Source organism: Pseudomonas sp. SWI44 (assembly GCF_002947915.1).
Taxonomy (GTDB): Bacteria; Pseudomonadota; Gammaproteobacteria; order Pseudomonadales; family Pseudomonadaceae; genus Aquipseudomonas; species Aquipseudomonas taiwanensis.
In genome coordinates this window covers 1770057-1788784 of sequence record NZ_CP026674.1, presented here as the reverse complement: position 1 = coordinate 1788784, position 18728 = coordinate 1770057, and the positions used below count along the sequence as shown (strand labels likewise).

Genomic DNA, 18728 nt, shown 5'->3' with positions numbered 1-18728 from the left:
GCCGCCTTCGCTGAACCCCCCTGACGGTATTGCCATGAATTTCGCCAAACTCGGCCTGATCGAACCCTTGCTGCGCACGTTGCAGCACCTGGGCTACAACACTCCGACCCCTGTCCAGGCCAAGGCCATTCCCGCCGTGCTGGCCGGCCGCGACCTGATGGCCGCGGCCCAGACCGGTACCGGCAAGACCGCGGGTTTTGCCCTGCCGGTGTTGCAGCGCCTGGCCCTCGAAGGGGAAAAAGTCGCCAGCAACTCGATCCGAGCGCTGGTGCTGGTGCCGACCCGTGAACTGGCCGAGCAGGTGCATGCCAATATCCGTGAGTATGCCGAAAACCTGCCGCTGAGCACCTATGCGGTGTATGGCGGTGTCAGCATCAACCCGCAGATGATGCGCCTGCGCCGGGGTGTCGACCTGTTGGTGGCAACCCCAGGGCGACTGCTGGACCTGTTCCGTCAGAATGCGGTGAAGTTCGCACAAGTGCAGACCCTGGTGCTCGACGAAGCCGACCGAATGCTCGACCTGGGGTTCGCCGAGGAACTGCAGGCGGTGTATGCCGCCTTGCCGCGCAAGCGCCAGACCCTGCTGTTTTCCGCCACCTTCTCCGACCAGATCCGCATGTTGGCGGGCCTGGCCCTGAACGATCCGCTGAGCATCGAGGTCAGCCCGCGCAACACCACGGCTTCGACGGTCAAGCAGTGGCTGGTGCCGGTGGACAAGAAGCGCAAGGCCGACCTGTTCTGCCATCTGCTGCGCAAGCAACGCTGGAAGCAAGTGCTGGTGTTCGCCAAGACCCGTAACGGTGTCGACCAATTGGTGGAGCGTCTGATGGGCGAGGGCGTGAACGCCGATGGCATTCATGGTGACCGGCCACAAGCCACGCGCCAGCGTGCGCTGGACAGTTTCAAGGCCCGCGAGATTCAGGTGCTGGTGGCCACCGATGTGGCGGCGCGCGGCCTGGACATCGACGACCTGCCACTGGTGGTCAACCTGGACCTGCCGATCGTGGCCGAAGACTATGTGCACCGCATCGGCCGCACCGGCCGGGCGGGCAACAAGGGCGAGGCCATTTCGCTGGTGTGTGCCGACGAAGTGCAACTGCTGGCCAGCATTGAAACCTTGATCCGCCAGACCCTACCGCGTCATGAAGAGCCGGACTTCATCCCCGATCACCGGGTGCCGATGACCGATGCCAGCGGCCAGGTGATCAAGAAGCCGAAGAAGCCCAAGAAGCCGAAAGAGAACAGCGCCAAGCGTGGGTTGGGACGGTGGATGGACAGTGCCGAGTCTGGGGCCTCGGAAGCCCCGGTCAAGGCAGTACGCAAGGTGCCGAGTTTCAACAGTGGGCCGCGTAAGCGTAAGCCTTGAGGTGGTCGGGGCCGCATTGCGGCCCAATCGCCGGTGAGCCGGCGCCTACCGTGCGGGTTTGGGATGGGCCAACCACTGTGCGGCAGCGCGCCCCGCTCGCAGCCCGCTGGCAAAGCACGCCGTCAACAGGTAGCCCCCGGTCGGGGCCTCCCAGTCCAGCATCTCTCCGGCACAAAACACGCCGGGTAGTTGCTTGATCATCAACCCCTCATCCAGCCCCTCGAAGCGCACGCCGCCGGCGCTGCTGATCGCTTCATCCAGCGGCCGTGGACGCAGCAACTCGATGGGCAATGCCTTGATCGCCTGTGCCAACGCTTGTGGGTCGGCAAAGGTGGCCTGGTCGGTCAGTTCGCGCAGCAAGGCGGCTTTCACGCCGTCGAGCCCCAATTGGCTGTGCAAGTGCTTGGCCATGGAACGCGAGCCTCGTGGCTTGGCCAGGGCGAAAGCGATTTTATCCACAGGCCGGTCAGGCAGCAGGTCGAGTCGCAACGTTGCTCGGCCATCACGGTTGATCGCCTCGCGAACCGGCGCCGACCAGGCATACACCAGGCTGCCCTCGACACCCTGGGCGGTAAGAATGAATTCGCCCTTGCGCGGCGCACTGCCAGGCACGCTGAGGGCGATGTTCTTCAGTGGTGCGCCGGCGAACTTGTCCTTGAGCAATGCACTCCAGCCTGCGACTTCAAAGCCACAGTTGCTCGGTTGCAGCGGCGAGATATCCACACCCCGGGCGGCCAGCAGCGGCTGCCAGCTGCCATCCGAGCCCAGGCGTGCCCAGCTACCACCACCCAACGCCAAGACTACCGCACTGGCGCGTACACTCAGTTCGCCCTGTGGATAAGCAATCCGCAGGCTGCCGTCATCGTTCCAGCCCAGCCAGCGATGGCGGGTGTGGATAACCACGCCACTGTCGCGCAGGCGCTTGAGCCAGGCGCGCAGCAGTGGCGCGGCTTTCATGTCGCGGGGGAAGACACGGCCCGACGTGCCGACGAAGGTCTCGATGCCCAGGCCGTGGATCCACTGGCGCAAAGCATCGGCATCGAAGTCGTGCAGCAGGGCGTCGATCTCACCCTGGCGTTCGGCGTAGCGCGAAACGAAGGCCGGGTAAGCCTCGGAATGGGTGATGTTCATGCCACCCACGCCCGCCAGCAGGAACTTGCGACCCACCGAAGGCATGGCGTCGAACACCTCCACGGCGAGGCCGGCCTGGGCCAGGGCTTCGGCGGCCATCAAGCCAGCGGGGCCGGCGCCAATGACGGCGACCAGGGGAGGGGAGGCAGGGTGTAGATCGGGCATGGTGGGGGGCAGGCTGTGGAAAAGAGCGCGCATTCTACCGCAGGCAGGCCTGTGGCGGCACTGAACAAAAAATGATCAGTACCTTGTACGCCAGGTGTTCAGAGGGCTGCAGCCGCTTTCCCGCAGGTTATCCACAAGCGGTTCCACAGTCATTGTGAACAACCGATGACTTTCGCAGCGCTGTGGTGAAGGATCCCGTGGCGCTTGGCCAGGGCCAGACGGTCCTTACTGTAGCCGCCACCGATGACGCCCACCACTGGGATATCGCGGCCCAGGCAATGGCGCAGGACCTGTTCGTCACGCGCAGCCAGGCCCTCATCGGTCAGTTGCAGGTAACCCAAGGCATCGTCCTTGTGCACATCCACCCCAGCGTCGTACAGCACGAGGTCGGGCTGGTACAGCGGTAACAGGTAGTTGAGGGCATCGTCCACCACCTTCAGGTACGCAGCGTCGCCCATGCCTCGGGGCAACGGGATGTCCCAGTCGCTTTGCGCCTTGCGGGCCGGGAAGTTCTGTTCACAGTGCAGCGACACGGTGATGGCATCGGGGGTGTCATGGAGAATGCGCGCGGTGCCGTCGCCCTGATGCACGTCGCAGTCGAAGATCAGGACCCGGTGCACGCGCCCAGCCTCCAGCAGGTAACGGCTGATCACCGCCAGGTCGTTGAAAATGCAGAAGCCGGCGGGGTGGTCATAGTGGGCATGGTGGGTGCCGCCGGCCAGGTGACAGGCCACCCCATGGCGCAGCGCCATTTCGGCGGTGAGCAGCGACCCGCCGACGGCGCGCACGGTCCGCCGAGCCAGGGCCTCGCTCCATGGCAAGCCAAGACGGCGCTGGTCTTCGCGAGACAGTTCGCCACTCATGTAGCGCTCGATGTAGCCCCTGTCATGGGCCAGGGCGAGGACGTCGTTCGGGCAGATTTCCGGACGCAGCAGCGCCTGGTCGGTGGTCAGTCCGCTGTCGATCAGGTGATCGTGCAACAGGCGGAACTTGTCCATCGGGAAGCGGTGCTCGGGGGGAAATTCCGGGCTGTAGTCTTCGTGGTAGATCAACGGCAACGGCATGGCAGGTTCGCATTCAGGGCCAGCGGCCATCTTGCCAGCAGTTGCCGTGTCGTTGCCAATGCCAGCGTTGCAAGGCTACCGCTCGGTCGTGGCCAGTACCCGCTGCCAGTCCGGCGCGTTCATGCGCCCCAGGATCCTTGCCTTGCCGGTGCTGTCCACCGAAACGAACAGGGCGCTGGCGTATCCGCTGTCACGCTCGCCGCCAGCCACCTTCTGCGCGCGCTGGAAATGGTCGATGCAACCATTGTGGGTGACCAGCACCAGGTTGTGGCCTGGGCGCTTGCGAGCCAGCGCATCGTCGACGAACGAGCGGTCGCAGCGCTCCAGCCAATCTTCGCTGGGCACGGCTTGGCCAAGAATGAAATGAGCCGTCTGGCGTGTGCGCAGCTTGGGGCTGCTGAGCATGTCAGCGTTGGCCAGCCCCAGGTGTTGCAAGCCCTGGCCGACGCGGGTGGCGGCCTCACTGCCGGCCACGGTGATGCCGGTGGGGTCGTCCAGGCACGGGCCGGGGGCGCTGTCGCAGCGTTCGGCATGGCGGACCATGACGATCACCGCACCCTCGGCCCAGTCCTGCAGCAGGCCGCTGTCACTTAACTGTTGTTCGTTGCCAAGGTCCACGATATGCGTCCTCGTTGCCAGCCAGGTGCTCAACGCCGCCAGTATCAGGCACAGGCCGAAGGCGGCACCGAGAAGCGTGCGCAGGCGTCCACTTCGCTTGCGTTGGGTGTGGGCGATAGGGGCTTCCAGTGTGTTGCTCGACTGCATGCGTCACTCCGATGGCATGACCGCGCCAGGCGCGGCGTTGGATGCCGGCATTCTGGAAAGCGTGCTGTCGGGAGGCGGTGAAGGGGTTGTGAAAATTGCATTCAAGGCGCCCTGGCCGCGCCTACGCTTTAAACTGCAAGACCGTGAAACCGGAGCCTCATCGATGACCCCTATCCTGCATCTGGAAAGCGCACGTCTGGTGCTGCGTCAATGGCACGACGACGACTTGCGTGAGTTCGCCGCCCTGTGCGCGGACCCGCAGGTGATGCGTTATTTCCCTGCCCCCATGACGCGCCTGGAAGCGGCAGCCTTGATCGGACGGATCCGTGGTCACTTCAACGAATACGGCTTTGGCCTGTGGGCGCTCGAGCGCAAGGACAGTGGTGCCTTCATCGGCATGACTGGCCTACTCAACGTCAATTTCGACGCCCCCTTCGCCCCGGCCGTCGAGATAAGCTGGCGCCTGGCGCGGCGGCACTGGGGGTTGGGTTTCGCCAGCGAGGCGGCCTGGACGTGCCTGCGTTGTGCTTTCGCCCAATTGCGCCTGGATGAAGTGGTGTCGTTCACTACCGAGGGCAACCTGCCGTCGCAGAAAGTCATGCAGGCCATTGGCATGGTGCAGGACGTTTCTGGCAGTTTCGAACACCCCCGCCTACCCGCAGGTCACCCTTTGCGCCCCCATGTGCTGTATCGCATCGACCGGGCGCACTGGGAGCAGACCCTGCGCGGCTGAATGGTTGGCCATGCGCGGTGCCGATGACAAACCCTGTATCATTTACCCCGATGAGCGCGCCGAAGAGCTGTGATGCCTTGCTAGGAGAACCCCCGATGAGCCATGTGTTGGACGACCTGGTCGACCTGTTGAGCCTCGAGTCGATCGAGGAAAACCTGTTCCGCGGACGCAGCCAGGACCTGGGCTTCCGCCAGCTGTACGGTGGTCAGGTACTGGGCCAGTCGTTGTCGGCGGCCAGCCAGACGGTCGAGGATGCGCGCCATGTGCATTCGCTGCATGGCTACTTCCTGCGGCCGGGCGATGCCAGCCTGCCGGTGGTCTATTCGGTCGACCGCGTGCGCGACGGCGGCAGCTTCAGCACGCGCCGGGTGACGGCGATCCAGAAGGGCCAGACCATCTTTACCTGCAGTGCCTCGTTCCAGTACGACGAGGAGGGCTTCGAGCACCAGGCGCAGATGCCTGATGTGGTGGGCCCCGAGAATCTGCCCAGTGAAGTCGAGCTGGCGCGCACCATGGCCGATCACCTGCCCGAGCGCATTCGCGAGAAGGTGCTGTGTGCCAAACCGATCGAAATCCGCCCGGTCACCGAGCGCGACCCGTTCAATCCCAAGGCTGGCGACCCGGTCAAGTACGCCTGGTTCCGCGCCGACGGCAGCCTTCCGGACACCCCGGCGCTGCACAAGTACCTGCTGGCCTATGCCTCGGACTTCGGCCTGCTGACCACCTCGCTGCAGCCCCATGGCAAGTCGGTGTGGCAGAAGGATATGCAGATCGCCAGCCTCGACCACGCGCTGTGGTTCCACCGTAACCTGCGCGCCGATGAATGGCTGCTGTACGCCACCGACAGCCCGTGGGCTGGTAACTCCCGTGGTTTCTGCCGTGGCAGCATCTACAACCGCGCCGGTCAGTTGGTGGCGTCCTCCACCCAGGAAGGTCTGATTCGTCACCGCAAGGACTGGGCATGAGCCTCGCCGAGATTCGCAACTGGGTGTTCGACATGGACGGCACGCTCACCGTGGCGGTGCACGATTTCGCGGCCATCCGCGAGGCGTTGGAGATTCCTGCCGAGCATGACATCCTCACCCATCTGGCGGCGTTGCCAGCAGCGGAGGCGGCAGCCAAGCATGCCTGGCTGCTGGAGCACGAGCGTGACCTGGCCATTGCCTCCACGGCCGCGAGCGGCGCGGTGGAGCTGGTGCGTGAGCTGGCCGCGCGTGGCTGCCGGCTGGGTATTCTGACCCGTAATGCCCGGGAGCTGGCGCATGTGACCCTGGAAGCGATCGGTTTGGCGGACTGCTTTGCAGTCGAGCACATCCTCGGGCGTGACGAGGCCGCGCCCAAGCCCAGCCCAGATGGCTTGTTGAAGATCGCTGATGCGTGGGGCGTGGCCCCGGGCGAGCTGGTGATGGTCGGGGACTATCGTTTCGACCTCGATTGCGGGCGCGCAGCGGGCGCGCGAACGGTGTTGGTGAACCTGCCGGACAACCCCTGGCCTGAGCTTGCCGACTGGCATGCCGCCGACTGCCACGCGTTGCGCAGCCTGTTGGGCTGAAGGGCCTGTCGCCAACGGACAATCCGCCTGGGGCTGCGCGGCGTCCGCCGGCGATGGGGCCATTACAGACACCGCCGCCATTGCTGGCTAAGCTCCTGTTCTGCTTCCCCATCCAAGGAGTTCCAGCCATGAGCAGCAAGGCCATCTACGTCCAACCCGGCGGCGGCTACGACAAGGTCCAGGTCGGCACCTGCGAGGCCCCGGCACCAAAGGCCGGCGAGATCACCGTGCGCCTGCACGCCAGCTCCCTCAACTACCATGACTTCGCCGTGGTCAGCGGCATGTGGGGGCCGAGCGAGCGGCGTATTCCCATGGCCGATGGCGCGGGCGACGTGGTTGCGGTCGGCGCGGGTGTCGATGAATTCAAGGTCGGCGATGCTGTGGTCAGCACCTTCTTCCCAGGCTGGCTCGACGGCCAGGCCCAGGTCGAAGGCTTCGCCAGCGTCCCCGGTGATGGCATCGACGGTTACGCCCGCGAACACGTGACCGCCCGTGCCACCGCCTTCACCCTGGCCCCCAAAGGCTACAGCCATGCCGAAGCCGCCACGCTGACCACCGCCGGCCTCACCGCCTGGCGTGCGCTGATGAGCGATGACCACCTCAAGCCCGGTGACACGGTGCTGGTGCAAGGCACCGGTGGGGTGTCGATCTTCGCCCTGCAATTCGCCAAGTTGGCCGGCGCGACGGTCATCGCCACCTCATCCAGCGACGCCAAGCTCGAACGCCTCAAGTCGCTGGGCGCCGACCACCTGATCAACTACCGCACCACCCCCGCCTGGGGCGAGCAGGTGCGCCAGCTCACCGACAACCGGGGTGTCGATCACGTCATCGAAGTGGGCGGCCCTGCGACCCTGGAGCAGTCGATGATCGCCGCACGGATCGGCGGGCATATCTCGCTGATCGGCATCCTCACCGGTGTGGCAGGGCAGTTGCCGCTGGTGCAGGCGCTGGTACGGCAGATCCGCCTGCAGGGCGTGCTGGTGGGCAGCCGGGCGCAGCAACAGGCGATGGTCCGGGCGATCGATGCCAATGGCCTGCGGCCTGTGGTAGACAAGCACTTCGAACTGGAGCAGATCGTCGATGCGTTCCGCTACCAGGAGAGCAATCGCCATTTCGGCAAGATCTGCCTGACCTGGTAACCCGTTCGGTCAGTCCGGCAACAAACGGTCCCGGCTGTTGGACAGGTGCAAGCAGATCGCCGCCCGCGCCGCATCCGGGTCCTTGCGCCGAATGGCATTGAGGATGGCCTCGTGTTCGAGGTTGGCCAGGTAGGCATGGCGAGCCAGGTTGGCGCCCGAACGCTCGTTCAGGGCCATGCGGTTGCGCGGGATCATGCCATTGCCCAACTGCATCATCATCTCGGTGAAGTACAGGTTGCCAGTGGCTTCGGCAATCAGCAGGTGGAAACGCCGGTCGGGCTCGATGCAGCTGTCGCCGGCCGCTGCCAAGTCCTGGTAGTCGTCCAGCGCCTGGCGCATGCGCTTCAGGTGCTCGTCGCTGCGGCGCAGGGCGGCGAGGGCGGCGGCCTGGCCTTCCAGGCCGATTCTCAACTCCAACAGGTCGCGCACACTGGCGGCGTTCTCTGCCGCCACCCGCAAGCCCGCCTGGGCCTGGCGCTCGATCACGAAGGTGCCGATCCCGTGGCGTGGCTCCACCAGTCCCGACGCCTGTAGCTTCGACAAAGCCTCGCGTACCACCGTGCGGCTGACGCCATGCTCGCGCACGAGCGTGTTTTCTGAGGGCAGCTTGTCACCGGGCTGGAAGGTGCCCAGCAGAATGTGTTGGGTCAGGCTCGAAACCAAGTCGTGGGCGCGGCTGTGGCCACGGGAGTGGGTGTCCATGGGTTTTCCTGGTAGCCGTTAACTTGTATGACAAGTTAATGCATCGAAATATTTTTTGCAGATTTTTTGTATCGAAGACGGAGTGGTCTTGCCGCTGTTTTAACGAATATCGCGCAATTTAGGCTTTTTGCAGCTTGTATTTTGCCATTTAGATGGTTTTTCACGTCTTGTCGTACAACTGCCCGGCGAATATGCTCGTTCCCACTGGCCTGTCAGACAACCCCGGCGGACTGCCTTCCGCCAACGACAGCCTCTCGACCCGCACAAAAACAATTAGTGGGAGATTTCACGTGAACGACACCCTCGATCCGTCCGCCCGAAGCGGTGGCGACGCGTTGGCCAGTGCCGTGGCCAAGGTCAAGCGCCATGTCCTGCCGCTGTTCGTCATCATGTTCATCGTCAACTACCTCGACCGCGTCAACATCGGTTTCGTGCGCCCGCACCTGGAAAGCGACCTTGGCATCAGCGCGGCGGCCTACGGTTTCGGCGCAGGGCTTTTCTTCATTGGCTACGCCCTGTTCGAAGTGCCGTCGAACATGCTGTTGCAGCGTGTCGGTGCACGCCTGTGGCTGACCCGCATCATGTTCACCTGGGGGCTGGTCGCTACGGCCATGGCGTTCGTGCAGAACGAAACCCAGTTCTATGTACTGCGCTTCCTGCTGGGGGTGGCCGAGGCCGGTTTCTTCCCAGGGGTCATCTATTACTTCACCCGTTGGTTGCCAGCTGCCGAGCGCGGCAAGGCCATTGCCATCTTCCTCAGCGGTTCGGCAGTGGCATCGCTGATTTCCGGGCCCCTGGCCGGCGCCTTGATGCAGATTCAGGGCATGGGCCTGCACGGCTGGCAGTGGATGCTGTTCATCGAAGGCATGGCCTCGGTGGTGCTGTGCTTCTTCGTGTTCTTCTGGCTCGACTCCAAACCACAGGACGCCAAGTGGCTGGGCAAGGCCGAGCAGGATGCCCTGGTCGAAACCATCGACCGCGAGCAGCGTGAGCGCGAGGCGGGCGGGGTGGTGAAGGTGTCGGCCTGGCGACTGCTCAAGGACCGTCAGATCGTGCTGTTCTGCGTGATCTACTTCTGCATCCAGCTGACCATCTACGCAGCGACCTTCTGGCTGCCGAGCATCATCAAGCGCATGGGCGAGCTGTCCGACATTCAGGTGGGCTTCTTCAACTCCATCCCCTGGCTGATCTCGATCCTGGCGATGTATGCCTTCGCGGCAGGCTCGGCGCGCTGGAAGTTCCAGCAGGCCTGGGTGGCCGCCGCGCTGGTGGTCGCGGCCATCGGCATGTTCATTTCCACCACGGGCGGGCCGGTCTTCGCATTCGTCGCCGTGTGCTTCGCCGCCATCGGTTTCAAATCGGCCTCGTCGTTGTTCTGGCCAATCCCCCAGGGGTACCTGGATGCGCGGATCGCTGCGGCGGTGATCGCCCTGATCAACTCCGTCGGCAACCTCGGTGGCTTTGTCGCTCCCACCACCTTCGGCCTGCTCGAGCAGCAGACCGGCTCGATCCAGGGTGGCCTGTATGGCCTGGCGGTGACCTCGGTACTGGCAGCGATCCTGGTGTTCTTCGTCCGCACCCGCCCCAACACCTCCTCGAACAGCCTCAAGCCGCAGTCGGCGTTGAGCCAGACCCACTGAACCTGCAGGAAACCCTACATGAACATGCAGAGCACTCCAGAATCCTTCAGCGGCTCCCCGGTACACACCGCTACCCCAGTGGTCACCGACCTGCGCGTGATCCCGGTGGCCGGCCACGACAGCATGCTGCTCAACCTCAGCGGTGCCCATGGCCCGTACTTCACCCGCAACGTTGTGGTGCTGCGTGACAGCGCTGGCAATACCGGCCTGGGTGAAGTGCCTGGCGGCGAGAGCATTCGCCAGACCCTGGAGGACGCCCGCAGCCTGGTGGTCGGCCAGCCCATCGGCCACTACCAGCGCGTGCTCAACGCCATGCGCCAGACGTTCGGCAACCGCGACGCTGCTGGTCGTGGCCTGCAGACCTTCGACCTGCGCATCACCGTGCACGCGGTGACGGCCATCGAGTCGGCCTTGCTCGACCTGCTTGGCCAGCACCTGGGGGTGCCGATGGCAGCACTGCTGGGTGAAGGCCAGCAGCGCGAAGCAGTCAAGATGCTGGGTTACCTGTTCTACATCGGTGACCGTCAGCAGACCAGCCTGGCCTACCGCAACGAAGCCGACGCCGATAACGACTGGTTCCGCCTACGCCACGAAAAAGCCCTGACCCCTGAGGCCGTGGTGCGCCTGGCGGAAGCTGCGAAGGCGCGTTATGGCTTTGGCGACTTCAAGCTCAAGGGCGGCGTGCTGCGTGGCGAGGAGGAGATGGAAGCGGTCACCGCCCTGGCCGAGCGCTTCCCTGAGGCACGCATCACCCTGGACCCCAACGGTGCATGGTCACTCAAGCAAGCCATCGCCCTGTGCCGCGACAAGCACGCTGTGCTGGCTTACGCCGAAGACCCATGCGGTGCCGAAAATGGCTACTCGGGCCGTGAAGTGATGGCGGAATTCCGTCGTGCGACCGGGCTGCCAACCGCCACCAACATGATCGCCACCGACTGGCGGCAGATGGGCCACGCGATTCAGTTGCAGTCGGTGGACATTCCGCTGGCCGACCCACACTTCTGGACCCTGCAGGGTTCGGTGCGTGTAGCGCAGATGTGCAACGACTGGGGGCTGACCTGGGGCTCGCACTCCAACAACCACTTCGATATTTCCCTGGCCATGTTCACCCAGGTGGCGGCCGCGGCGCCGGGCGAGATCACCGCGATCGACACCCACTGGATCTGGCAGGACGGCCAGCGCCTGACGCGCGAGCCGCTGCGCATCATCGACGGCCATGTGCGCGTGCCGCAGCGCCCCGGGCTGGGCGTGGAGCTCGATGAAGACCAACTGGCCAAGGCCCATGAGTGCTACCGCAACATGGGGCTCGGCGCACGGGATGACAGTGTGGCGATGCAATTTCTGATTCCGGGCTGGACGTTCGATCACAAGCGGCCCTGCCTGGTGCGCTGATTCCAATCTGCTCGCGAAAGCCCTTTCGCGGATAAACCGCTCTTACAGGCACGGCGCCGTCCCCAAAAACCGCCGGGATCCTGTAGGAGCGCGTTTCACTCGCGAACACCGGCGAAGCCGGTGCCATCCTCCCGGAAACGTCTACTCCGCCCTTAACCCCGCCCCGCAGGCTCACGCCGCTCCAGCACATCCGCATGAAAAACGAAACCTCCAATTCGCCAGCAGGCGCGTTCAGACACGCCATCTGCAACTTGTGACGCAATCGGAAAACCCTTGTCGTGATCGCGCACCTACGGGACGTTCTCGTGTAATTTCCTACAGCCTCACAGGGCTTAAATGAAGCCCGAATTCCGCTGGCGCGTTGCTCTGTAAAGCGTGCAAAAGGCCTACAACAGAGCGCGAGTGACGTGCCCCTTACGTTCTTCCCAAGGAGATTTTTTCGCTTACGTCTGCCCGTCCTTTCCTTGTGTCAGCAAAAAGAGAACAACATCAATGAGCACCGTGGGATCTGATGGCAACCTTGCACAAGGTTTCAAGCCACGTCACGTAACGATGCTGTCCATCGCGGGCATCATCGGCGCCGGACTTTTCGTGGGTTCCGGGCACGCCATCGCGGCGGCCGGGCCAGCAACCATTCTTTCTTACTTCGTGGCCGGAACCCTGGTGGTGCTGGTCATGCGCATGCTCGGCGAAATGGCCGTAGCGCACCCCGATACGGGTTCATTCTCCACCTACGCCGACCAGGCCATAGGCCGCTGGGCCGGCTACACCATCGGCTGGTTGTACTGGTGGTTCTGGGTCCTGGTGATTCCCATCGAAGCACTTGCCGCCGGGCACGTGCTCAACGCCTGGTTCCCGCAGGTGGACAGCTGGATCTTCGCCCTCGCGTCAGTCCTGCTGCTGGCCAGCACCAACCTGTTCAGCGTGGCCAAGTACGGTGAGTTCGAGTTCTGGTTCGCCATCCTCAAGGTCACGGCGATTCTGGGCTTCATCGGCCTAGGTTTCGCCGCGCTGATGGGCTGGCTGCCCAACCGCGAAGTCAGCGGCCTGAGCACCCTGATGGCCGAGTACGGCGGCTTCGCCCCCAAAGGCTGGTCGGCGGTGGTCGGTGCCTTCATCACCGTGATGTTCAGCTTCATTGGCACCGAGGCGGTGACCATCGCCGCATCCGAGTCCAGCGACCCCTCGCGCAACATCGCCAAGGCCACCCGCTCGGTGATCTGGCGCATCAGCACCTTCTACATCCTGTCGATCTTCGTGATCATCTCGGTGGTGCCGTGGAACGATCCACAGCTTGCGGTGGTGGGTTCGTACCAGCGCGCGCTGGAGATCATGAACATCCCCAATGCCGCACTGATGGTGGATTTCGTGGTGCTGATCGCCGTCACCAGTTGCATGAACTCGTCGATCTACATCGCCTCGCGGATGATGTACTCCTTGGCCAAGCGCGGTGATGCCCCAGCCTTCCTCAACAAGACCTCCAAGGTCGGCGTGCCGCGTGCGGCCGTGTTCGGCAGCACCCTGATCGGCGCGGCCATCGCCGTCCTCAATTACTTCGCGCCCAAGGGCGTTTTCGAGTTCCTGCTCGCAAGCTCCGGCGCCATCGCTTTGCTGGTGTACCTGGTGATCGCCATTTCCCAGCTGCGCATGCGCCGTCGCCTGGAGCGGGAAAATGCCGAGCTGAAGTTCCGCATGTGGCTGTTCCCATGGCTGACCTGGGCGGTGATTGCCTTCATCAGCGGTGCGCTGGCGGTGATGATGTATACCCCGGAGCACCGGGCTGAGGTGACGGCGACCTTGAGCCTGGCGATCGTGATTTCCTTCCTAGGGATCGTGACCTCGCGTGGGCATGCGCGGGCAGTGGCGGTGCGGTCGGTGGGCTGATGGGGTTCACTGATTGAAGGTGAAAAGAGCACCCTGGGATGGGTGCTCTTTTTGTTTGGGGGCGACTTGCTTCAACGCAGCAGGCCCAATTCAGCATCATCCAGCAGGGCTTTGCCCAGCGCGCAGAGGTAATGCGCAGCCCATATCAGGCTGGGTTTGTCCTCCATCAACCCGTCGATGGTCAGGTCTCGTGCATAGCCCATCAGTTCCGAGGCCTGTTCGCGGGCGTTTTGGCAGGGGATGCCGGCTTCGATGCGAAACAGGGGGTGGGTCTTGTTTTCACCTTGGTAGAAGATGGTTTTGCCCACTGTGCATTTGATGTCTTCGGTGGCCATTGAGGAATCTCCCTGGGGTGGGACGGTGCCTGGGCTGGCCCTATTGCCGGCAAGCCGGGCTCGTACAGGTTCAGCGCTCGACGAGGCGGGGCTGAGTGGGGGGGAAAGGGCCAGGCAGGTCGTGATGGCGGGTCAATGCAGCGTTTGCGGGTCCGCTGGTTGTTGGACCTGGGCCAGTGCGGTTTCGAGTAACCTTCGCAGGGTTTCGAGCTCGTGCATCGACGCCATGAGCAGCAACGATGCGGGCGATTTGGGCTGCATCAGCATCGCTTGGTGAGCGACGGCTTCGGCACAGACTGCGTAGTCCGAGGCCAGGATGAGCGTGTCTTCCAGGGAATGGAGGTGGTGGGGTGGATCGGGGACAACCTTCAGCATGGTTCGGCTCCTGACGTAGTGAAGCGGCCACCAACCGCGGCTAATCAGTAAGGTGGCAGCTGTACGCGGGTTAGCCGACCGGGACGTCAGGCACCCGGCGCACCCGAAGGTGCCCCACGCACAGCCGCCATAAGGCGCCAATGCCGATTGCTCGGTATTGCACTGCTGCGGTGTCCGACGATTGCGGGCGGCTAAACCCGGTCGTTGAGTACCAACGACAGGCCGAGACTAGAGTCAGCATTCAGCGTGTGCAATGGAAAATAGGCGAGGGGAGTATCTTTGGGAAATGGCCTACACGGAAGGGCTTAAGTCTGATTTTTTGGCTCTCAGACCCCGAACCCCAGACCCGGGAAAGAAAAAACGCCCGAAAGGGCTTCTTGTTTGAGAGTTGGGCCGGGGGAATCTGAAACGATTAGCTATCTTGTTGGAATATGTTAGAAAAGTCCGGTTTGATATTTGATTGGAATACCTTTTGGAATACCGAGTGGCTGGATTTGAGCTCAGGATCCCGTGGCGCTCCTTGTGGCTGATCTCGTGGTCTCTGCCGGTGGAGCGGTATTCAAACATCGGCGAGGTATAAGCCAGCGTCAGCCTCCATCCTCACTAGGTTCTCAATGATTTGAGCGCGTTTCACGCCATGCGTCTCAGCTAGCGCATCAAGCTGAGCGATCACCGCTTTCGAGAGTATGACGTTGACCTGCTTCTTGTCTGCAGCGCGTTCGTCGAACTGCTTACGGGCCCATCGCTTCTTGATCTCTCGAATCATCGCCGCCCGTTCGTAACGGCCTACATCAGCATGGTCGAAGAACATCAGCAGCTCTTGGTGGTTGCTGATTGGCGCTTGCCTGGATAGCGGTGACAAATGCTTCTTCTCAAGCCATTCCCAGGCGCAAGCACAGCGCCTTTCGCTCTCCTTTTTATCGGCAAACCACTCGAACTCGACGTCCTTCGCCTTGTGCCTACGCCAGTCCCGGTGAAGGTCATCGACCTGGGACGCCTTCTCAGCAATATCGACATCCCAAAGGTCGACCATGGCGATGAGGCGATCCTTGCCAGTGAGGTGGACTAGGCCGCGATGCAGGCGCAGGTCAGTCATCTGTTCGATCTCGCGGATCAGCCACCGGTACTGCCGTTCATCCTCTTCGATCCAGTCCAGCTTTTCGTTTGGCAGTAGGAATCGGTCCTTCTGTCTAGGGATGCGGGACTGGAAGAACCTCTCGCCCCTCAGGGCCCTGGCTATCTCGTCACGCATGGTGAGGCCGTTGCAGGTTCTGAGATCAAGCCTGGCCTCTCTGTAGTAGTAGAGGAACAGCCACAACCAGATGTCGTGGCGATGGTTTCGATGAGGCTCTTGGAGGAGCTCGCTCAGCCTGTCCGCATCCTTATTGGATGCGCGATTGTTGATTTCCATGTCATCTCATCTGGATCTAGGGGCGGCTATGGGGGCAAAATCTAGATGATTCTACATTGATTCTATTGCTGATCTAGATAGATTCTTGCTGATTTCTATGCTTATTCTATGGCGATTCTAGAATCATATTGTTTAATTATCTCCAGATTTCATTGGGGTTTATTGAGGTTATTGCAGGCTTCAGAGTCTCTTTTAGCTTTTCATTGTGAAATAGGAGAGCTCAGCACAGTACGCGCTGCTGGAAGCATGGCTTGGTAGCCACGCTCAGGCGGGCGAAAGTGCATCTAGGGTGAGACTGGTCTGATGTACAAACTCAGGCCGGATGCCCTGCTGGGCGTGGCGTGGGTCCAGGCGATTTCTGAATGAGGTCGGGTAGTCACAAGGTGGGGCCAGGGTTTGAGTCAGCGCTCGGGACCAGAGCGCTGTACATATGTACGTTCACAGCTTGAAGGTGCACTGTATGAGCGCCTGCGGATCAGTTCTTCAGTGTTTTTTTACCAGCTCTGCCAATCCTCTGAACGAATACGAGGAGCCCCGTTCATGAGGATCATCCGTCTGAAAGAAGTCATTGACTCGACCGGCCTTGCCCGGTCGACCATCTACAAATACATCGCGGAAGGCACCTTCCCGAAACCGGTGTCACTGGGCGACCGCTGCGTCGGCTGGGTCGATAGCGAAGTGCATGACTGGATCCTGGCAAGGATCGAGGAGCGGGACCTGGCAGGCGGGACTGTGCTGCGCCCGACCAGCCACTTAAGCGTGGCTAGCTAGAAATGACCATCTGCGCCATGATCGGCTAAGGCTGGTCATGGCGTTTATGCCGCTGGAAAGCCCAGCGCTCTCAGCTAACTCTCCCTGGAGGCCGATCGGTAAATCTCTCGGCAGGCTCGGCAATGTTGCTCCCCATTGCCTGGCCAGCCTGGGATGGCCGCTGGGGCTTGGGTCGGGATCCAGTTATATAGCTCTAGGCTATCAATTTATAACCATCCAATAGCCTGAGCTCTAATAGCAACACGAGCGCTATTACCCGGCCTATGGGTTAGGTCATCAGTTAAAAAATACACAACACGTACCTGGTATGCGAACCCCAATCAGGTACACAATCATGACCAAGCGAAACACCAGAACCGTTCGATCTCAATCCTATATCGCTATCCGGATTGAGCGCCTCATAAACGCCATCCAGCGTACAGACAGCCAAGCCTTTCGAATCACATACTCGAAGCATGGTGATGAGCAGGTCAGTGAAACCAGGCTGTCAAAATACTTCGATGGGATCATGCAGATGGTCGCGTTGTTCCATTGTGATGCGGAGTATCAATGCAGCTGGCAATTGAGCCTTTTTCAGGAAGCCTGTCAGGCCATTGGGGTTGAGCGCAGTCCCTTTGGCATTACCTGCTTGAACGAGAGTGAAACGCGCTATCTGAGCATCAGCGAGGCGCTGAACGAGCTGACCAAGAGCATCCGTACTCTCCTCACCCAAAAGAGATTCAAGCGTAGGGAACACGACCAGCGCTACCAGGCGATTCAGCAAGAGATCGAGGTCGGCCGCTATGTTGATACCGTGCTTGATCGCTACGCCCGTACCTGCGTGGTCAGGGTTGATCTGTATTATCGAACTGAAGCCCAAGTTAGGTTGCGTGTGGAGCGCGTTTTCGACGACCTGAATCGGTTGATTGCTGAGCGTGAACGTAACCTGATTTTCGATCATGAAACTGGCTACATCTGCAGCGTTGAACAAGGCGAGGATCGTGGGTATCACATCCATGCTGCTTTCTTCTTCAACGGCGCTGAAGTGAGTGCCGACATCTACAGGGCACAGCGGATCGGTGAGCTGTGGGAGCGCATCACCCGTGGTCAGGGTTGCTTCAACAACTGCAACCTCGAAAAAGATAAACATCAAGACAGACTGGGGATTGGCCTGATCCATAGGCGTGACCTGAGCGCGCGGGATAACGTGCATTACGCCATGCGTTACCTGGTCAAGAATGATCAACATCTGCGGCTCAAGCCGGTAGGCGCTCGTTGCTTGCGTAAGGGGCTGACAAGGAGGGTTTCCGGGATGACTAAGCTGTCCATTCCCCGGCGAGCGTAACTCATCAGGTAGGTTGGGGTTTATGGCTCAAGTTCGCGCTGGTGATTCGAAGGGTTGCCAGCGTGCAGGGTGCTAACACGGTGCTTGTGGAGTCTTGGTTGGCCGACGGTTTAGTCTCTGGTCAGGAGTCTAAGGCTAGCGTGAGTGCTGTGGATGACAGAGAAAGGGAAGCGATGCCGGCAGCATTACCAATCGGTTTATGAAAGGAATATCAACACTGAAAACAGCTTGGGCACTTATCCCTGCTGGAATCGTTTTCCTACCTCTGCGTGCTGGCCTATCAGGCATTTGCCGAAGATGCCTCCGATGATCGCTCCGGCCAGCAGTGGCAGGTATACAGCCGCATTATCCTGAGGAAACCTCAGGCTGCCCGGAGGAAGAGTTTCATCTGAACGAGTCACGGCTCGGGCATCGCTGAAGCGTCACCTGTCACCGATTATTTTCCCGAATCGTTTGCCGCTGATGCAGCTAGATGTCGTGGAAACCTGGAATGACTATCCGCAGCGTTGGCTTCTGGCTCGGAGTGGGCATTCTTCTGTTTCCAATCATCGTCGTCTGGTTCCTGCTGCGTCAGGATCATAGCACCACTAGCCGGGTAATTGGCTTTGCTTGGCTTTCCCTGGTTAGTGACTGTCTAGCCAGCAATTCGAAGGCTGTCATGAGCGGCCAGAGCCAGCCGGCCAAGGTTGTTGCCACATCCGAGCCGCTGATTGAAGTCGGGGCCCAGAAATTGGCTCAAGCCTACGACCGCAACACGGTCGCGGCTGATCAACAGTTCAAGGACAAGCGATTCAAAGTGACCGGAGTGGCGGATAGCATCAATGCCGATCTGTTCGGCAACCCCTATGTCACTCTGTGTGGTGGGGTAAACCAGTTAATGGATCCGCAGTTGAGCTCGATGACACCCATGCCAACTACGCCGCCGCTCTGCAGGGTGACATGCGCATCAGCCTGATCTGCACAGAGCGCGGTGATGTGG

18 protein-coding genes are annotated in these 18728 nt (G+C 61.6%); 11 read left to right on the top strand and 7 right to left on the bottom strand.

Annotated elements, in window-relative coordinates; genetic code table 11:
• Nucleotides 1-34: 34 nt before the first annotated feature.
• The gene (locus C4Q26_RS08535) at nt 35-1366 is read left to right on the top strand and encodes a DEAD/DEAH box helicase (protein ID WP_104882988.1); all 1332 of its coding nucleotides are present in this window, start codon (nt 35-37) and stop codon (nt 1364-1366) included.
• Between the two features lie 45 nt (nt 1367-1411).
• On the opposite strand, the gene C4Q26_RS08530 is transcribed toward C4Q26_RS08535, so the two are convergent.
• From C4Q26_RS08530 to C4Q26_RS08520, 3 genes are all read right to left on the bottom strand, one after another.
• Entirely contained in the window at nt 1412-2662 is a 1251-nt protein-coding gene (locus C4Q26_RS08530) for a TIGR03862 family flavoprotein (RefSeq protein WP_104882987.1), read from the bottom strand.
• A 149-nt stretch (nt 2663-2811) separates the two neighbouring features.
• Nucleotides 2812-3726 (bottom strand): histone deacetylase, encoded by a 915-nt coding sequence (locus C4Q26_RS08525; RefSeq protein ID WP_023378579.1) that lies wholly within the window; start codon nt 3724-3726, stop codon nt 2812-2814.
• 75 nt (nt 3727-3801) lie between these two features.
• Nucleotides 3802-4491 carry a histidine phosphatase family protein gene (locus C4Q26_RS08520; RefSeq protein WP_023378581.1) on the bottom strand — a complete coding sequence of 230 codons (690 nt, stop codon included), beginning with the start codon at nt 4489-4491 and terminating at the stop codon, nt 3802-3804.
• A gap of 163 nt (nt 4492-4654) precedes the next feature.
• On the opposite strand from C4Q26_RS08520, the gene C4Q26_RS08515 reads away from it, so the two are divergent.
• The 4 genes from C4Q26_RS08515 to C4Q26_RS08500 all read left to right on the top strand — a co-directional run bounded on the left by C4Q26_RS08515 (nt 4655) and on the right by C4Q26_RS08500 (nt 7915).
• Nucleotides 4655-5224 (top strand): GNAT family N-acetyltransferase, encoded by a 570-nt coding sequence (locus C4Q26_RS08515; RefSeq protein WP_023378582.1) that lies wholly within the window; start codon nt 4655-4657, stop codon nt 5222-5224.
• A 95-nt stretch (nt 5225-5319) separates the two neighbouring features.
• Complete coding sequence (gene tesB / locus C4Q26_RS08510; RefSeq protein ID WP_023378583.1) at nt 5320-6189, top strand: acyl-CoA thioesterase II; 870 nt, start codon at nt 5320-5322, stop codon at nt 6187-6189.
• Complete coding sequence (locus C4Q26_RS08505) at nt 6186-6776, top strand: HAD family hydrolase (RefSeq protein ID WP_027908005.1); 591 nt, start codon at nt 6186-6188, stop codon at nt 6774-6776. The genes tesB and C4Q26_RS08505 overlap by 4 nt, the downstream gene beginning before the upstream one ends.
• Before the next feature lie 128 nt (nt 6777-6904).
• A complete protein-coding gene (locus tag C4Q26_RS08500; RefSeq protein WP_023378585.1) occupies nt 6905-7915 on the top strand; it encodes an NAD(P)-dependent alcohol dehydrogenase in 1011 nt (336 codons plus the stop codon).
• 9 nt (nt 7916-7924) lie between these two features.
• Here C4Q26_RS08500 and C4Q26_RS08495 read toward each other — a convergent pair whose 3' ends face one another.
• Nucleotides 7925-8617 carry a FadR/GntR family transcriptional regulator gene (locus C4Q26_RS08495; RefSeq protein WP_023378586.1) on the bottom strand — a complete coding sequence of 231 codons (693 nt, stop codon included), beginning with the start codon at nt 8615-8617 and terminating at the stop codon, nt 7925-7927.
• 290 nt (nt 8618-8907) lie between these two features.
• Between C4Q26_RS08495 and C4Q26_RS08490 the strand changes: the two genes are divergently transcribed.
• The 3 genes from C4Q26_RS08490 (at nt 8908) to gabP (ending at nt 13533) form a co-directional block, all read left to right on the top strand.
• A complete protein-coding gene (locus C4Q26_RS08490; protein WP_104882986.1) occupies nt 8908-10257 on the top strand; it encodes an MFS transporter in 1350 nt (449 codons plus the stop codon).
• A gap of 24 nt (nt 10258-10281) precedes the next feature.
• Entirely contained in the window at nt 10282-11649 is a 1368-nt protein-coding gene (gudD, locus tag C4Q26_RS08485; RefSeq protein WP_371919416.1) for a glucarate dehydratase, read from the top strand.
• A gap of 492 nt (nt 11650-12141) precedes the next feature.
• Nucleotides 12142-13533 (top strand): GABA permease, encoded by a 1392-nt coding sequence (gene gabP / locus C4Q26_RS08480; RefSeq protein ID WP_023378589.1) that lies wholly within the window; start codon nt 12142-12144, stop codon nt 13531-13533.
• Between the two features lie 71 nt (nt 13534-13604).
• Here the strand turns inward: gabP and C4Q26_RS08475 are convergent, their stop codons facing one another.
• From C4Q26_RS08475 to C4Q26_RS08465, 3 genes are all read right to left on the bottom strand, one after another.
• Nucleotides 13605-13868 carry a DUF3077 domain-containing protein gene (locus tag C4Q26_RS08475; RefSeq protein WP_104882985.1) on the bottom strand — a complete coding sequence of 88 codons (264 nt, stop codon included), beginning with the start codon at nt 13866-13868 and terminating at the stop codon, nt 13605-13607.
• A gap of 132 nt (nt 13869-14000) precedes the next feature.
• Nucleotides 14001-14243, bottom strand: coding sequence for a hypothetical protein (locus C4Q26_RS08470; protein WP_104882984.1), 243 nt, complete (start codon nt 14241-14243; stop codon nt 14001-14003).
• 559 nt (nt 14244-14802) lie between these two features.
• A complete protein-coding gene (locus C4Q26_RS08465) occupies nt 14803-15654 on the bottom strand; it encodes a hypothetical protein (RefSeq protein ID WP_104882983.1) in 852 nt (283 codons plus the stop codon).
• Nucleotides 15655-16194: 540 nt separating this feature from the next.
• Between C4Q26_RS08465 and C4Q26_RS08460 the strand changes: the two genes are divergently transcribed.
• The 3 genes from C4Q26_RS08460 (at nt 16195) to C4Q26_RS08445 (ending at nt 18704) form a co-directional block, all read left to right on the top strand.
• Nucleotides 16195-16425 (top strand): AlpA family transcriptional regulator, encoded by a 231-nt coding sequence (locus C4Q26_RS08460; RefSeq protein ID WP_104882982.1) that lies wholly within the window; start codon nt 16195-16197, stop codon nt 16423-16425.
• A 334-nt stretch (nt 16426-16759) separates the two neighbouring features.
• Entirely contained in the window at nt 16760-17749 is a 990-nt protein-coding gene (locus C4Q26_RS08455) for an inovirus-type Gp2 protein (RefSeq protein ID WP_104882981.1), read from the top strand.
• Between the two features lie 490 nt (nt 17750-18239).
• Nucleotides 18240-18704, top strand: a complete 465-nt coding sequence (locus C4Q26_RS08445) for a hypothetical protein (RefSeq protein ID WP_177429829.1) — start codon at nt 18240-18242, stop codon at nt 18702-18704.
• Nucleotides 18705-18728 lie beyond the last annotated feature (24 nt).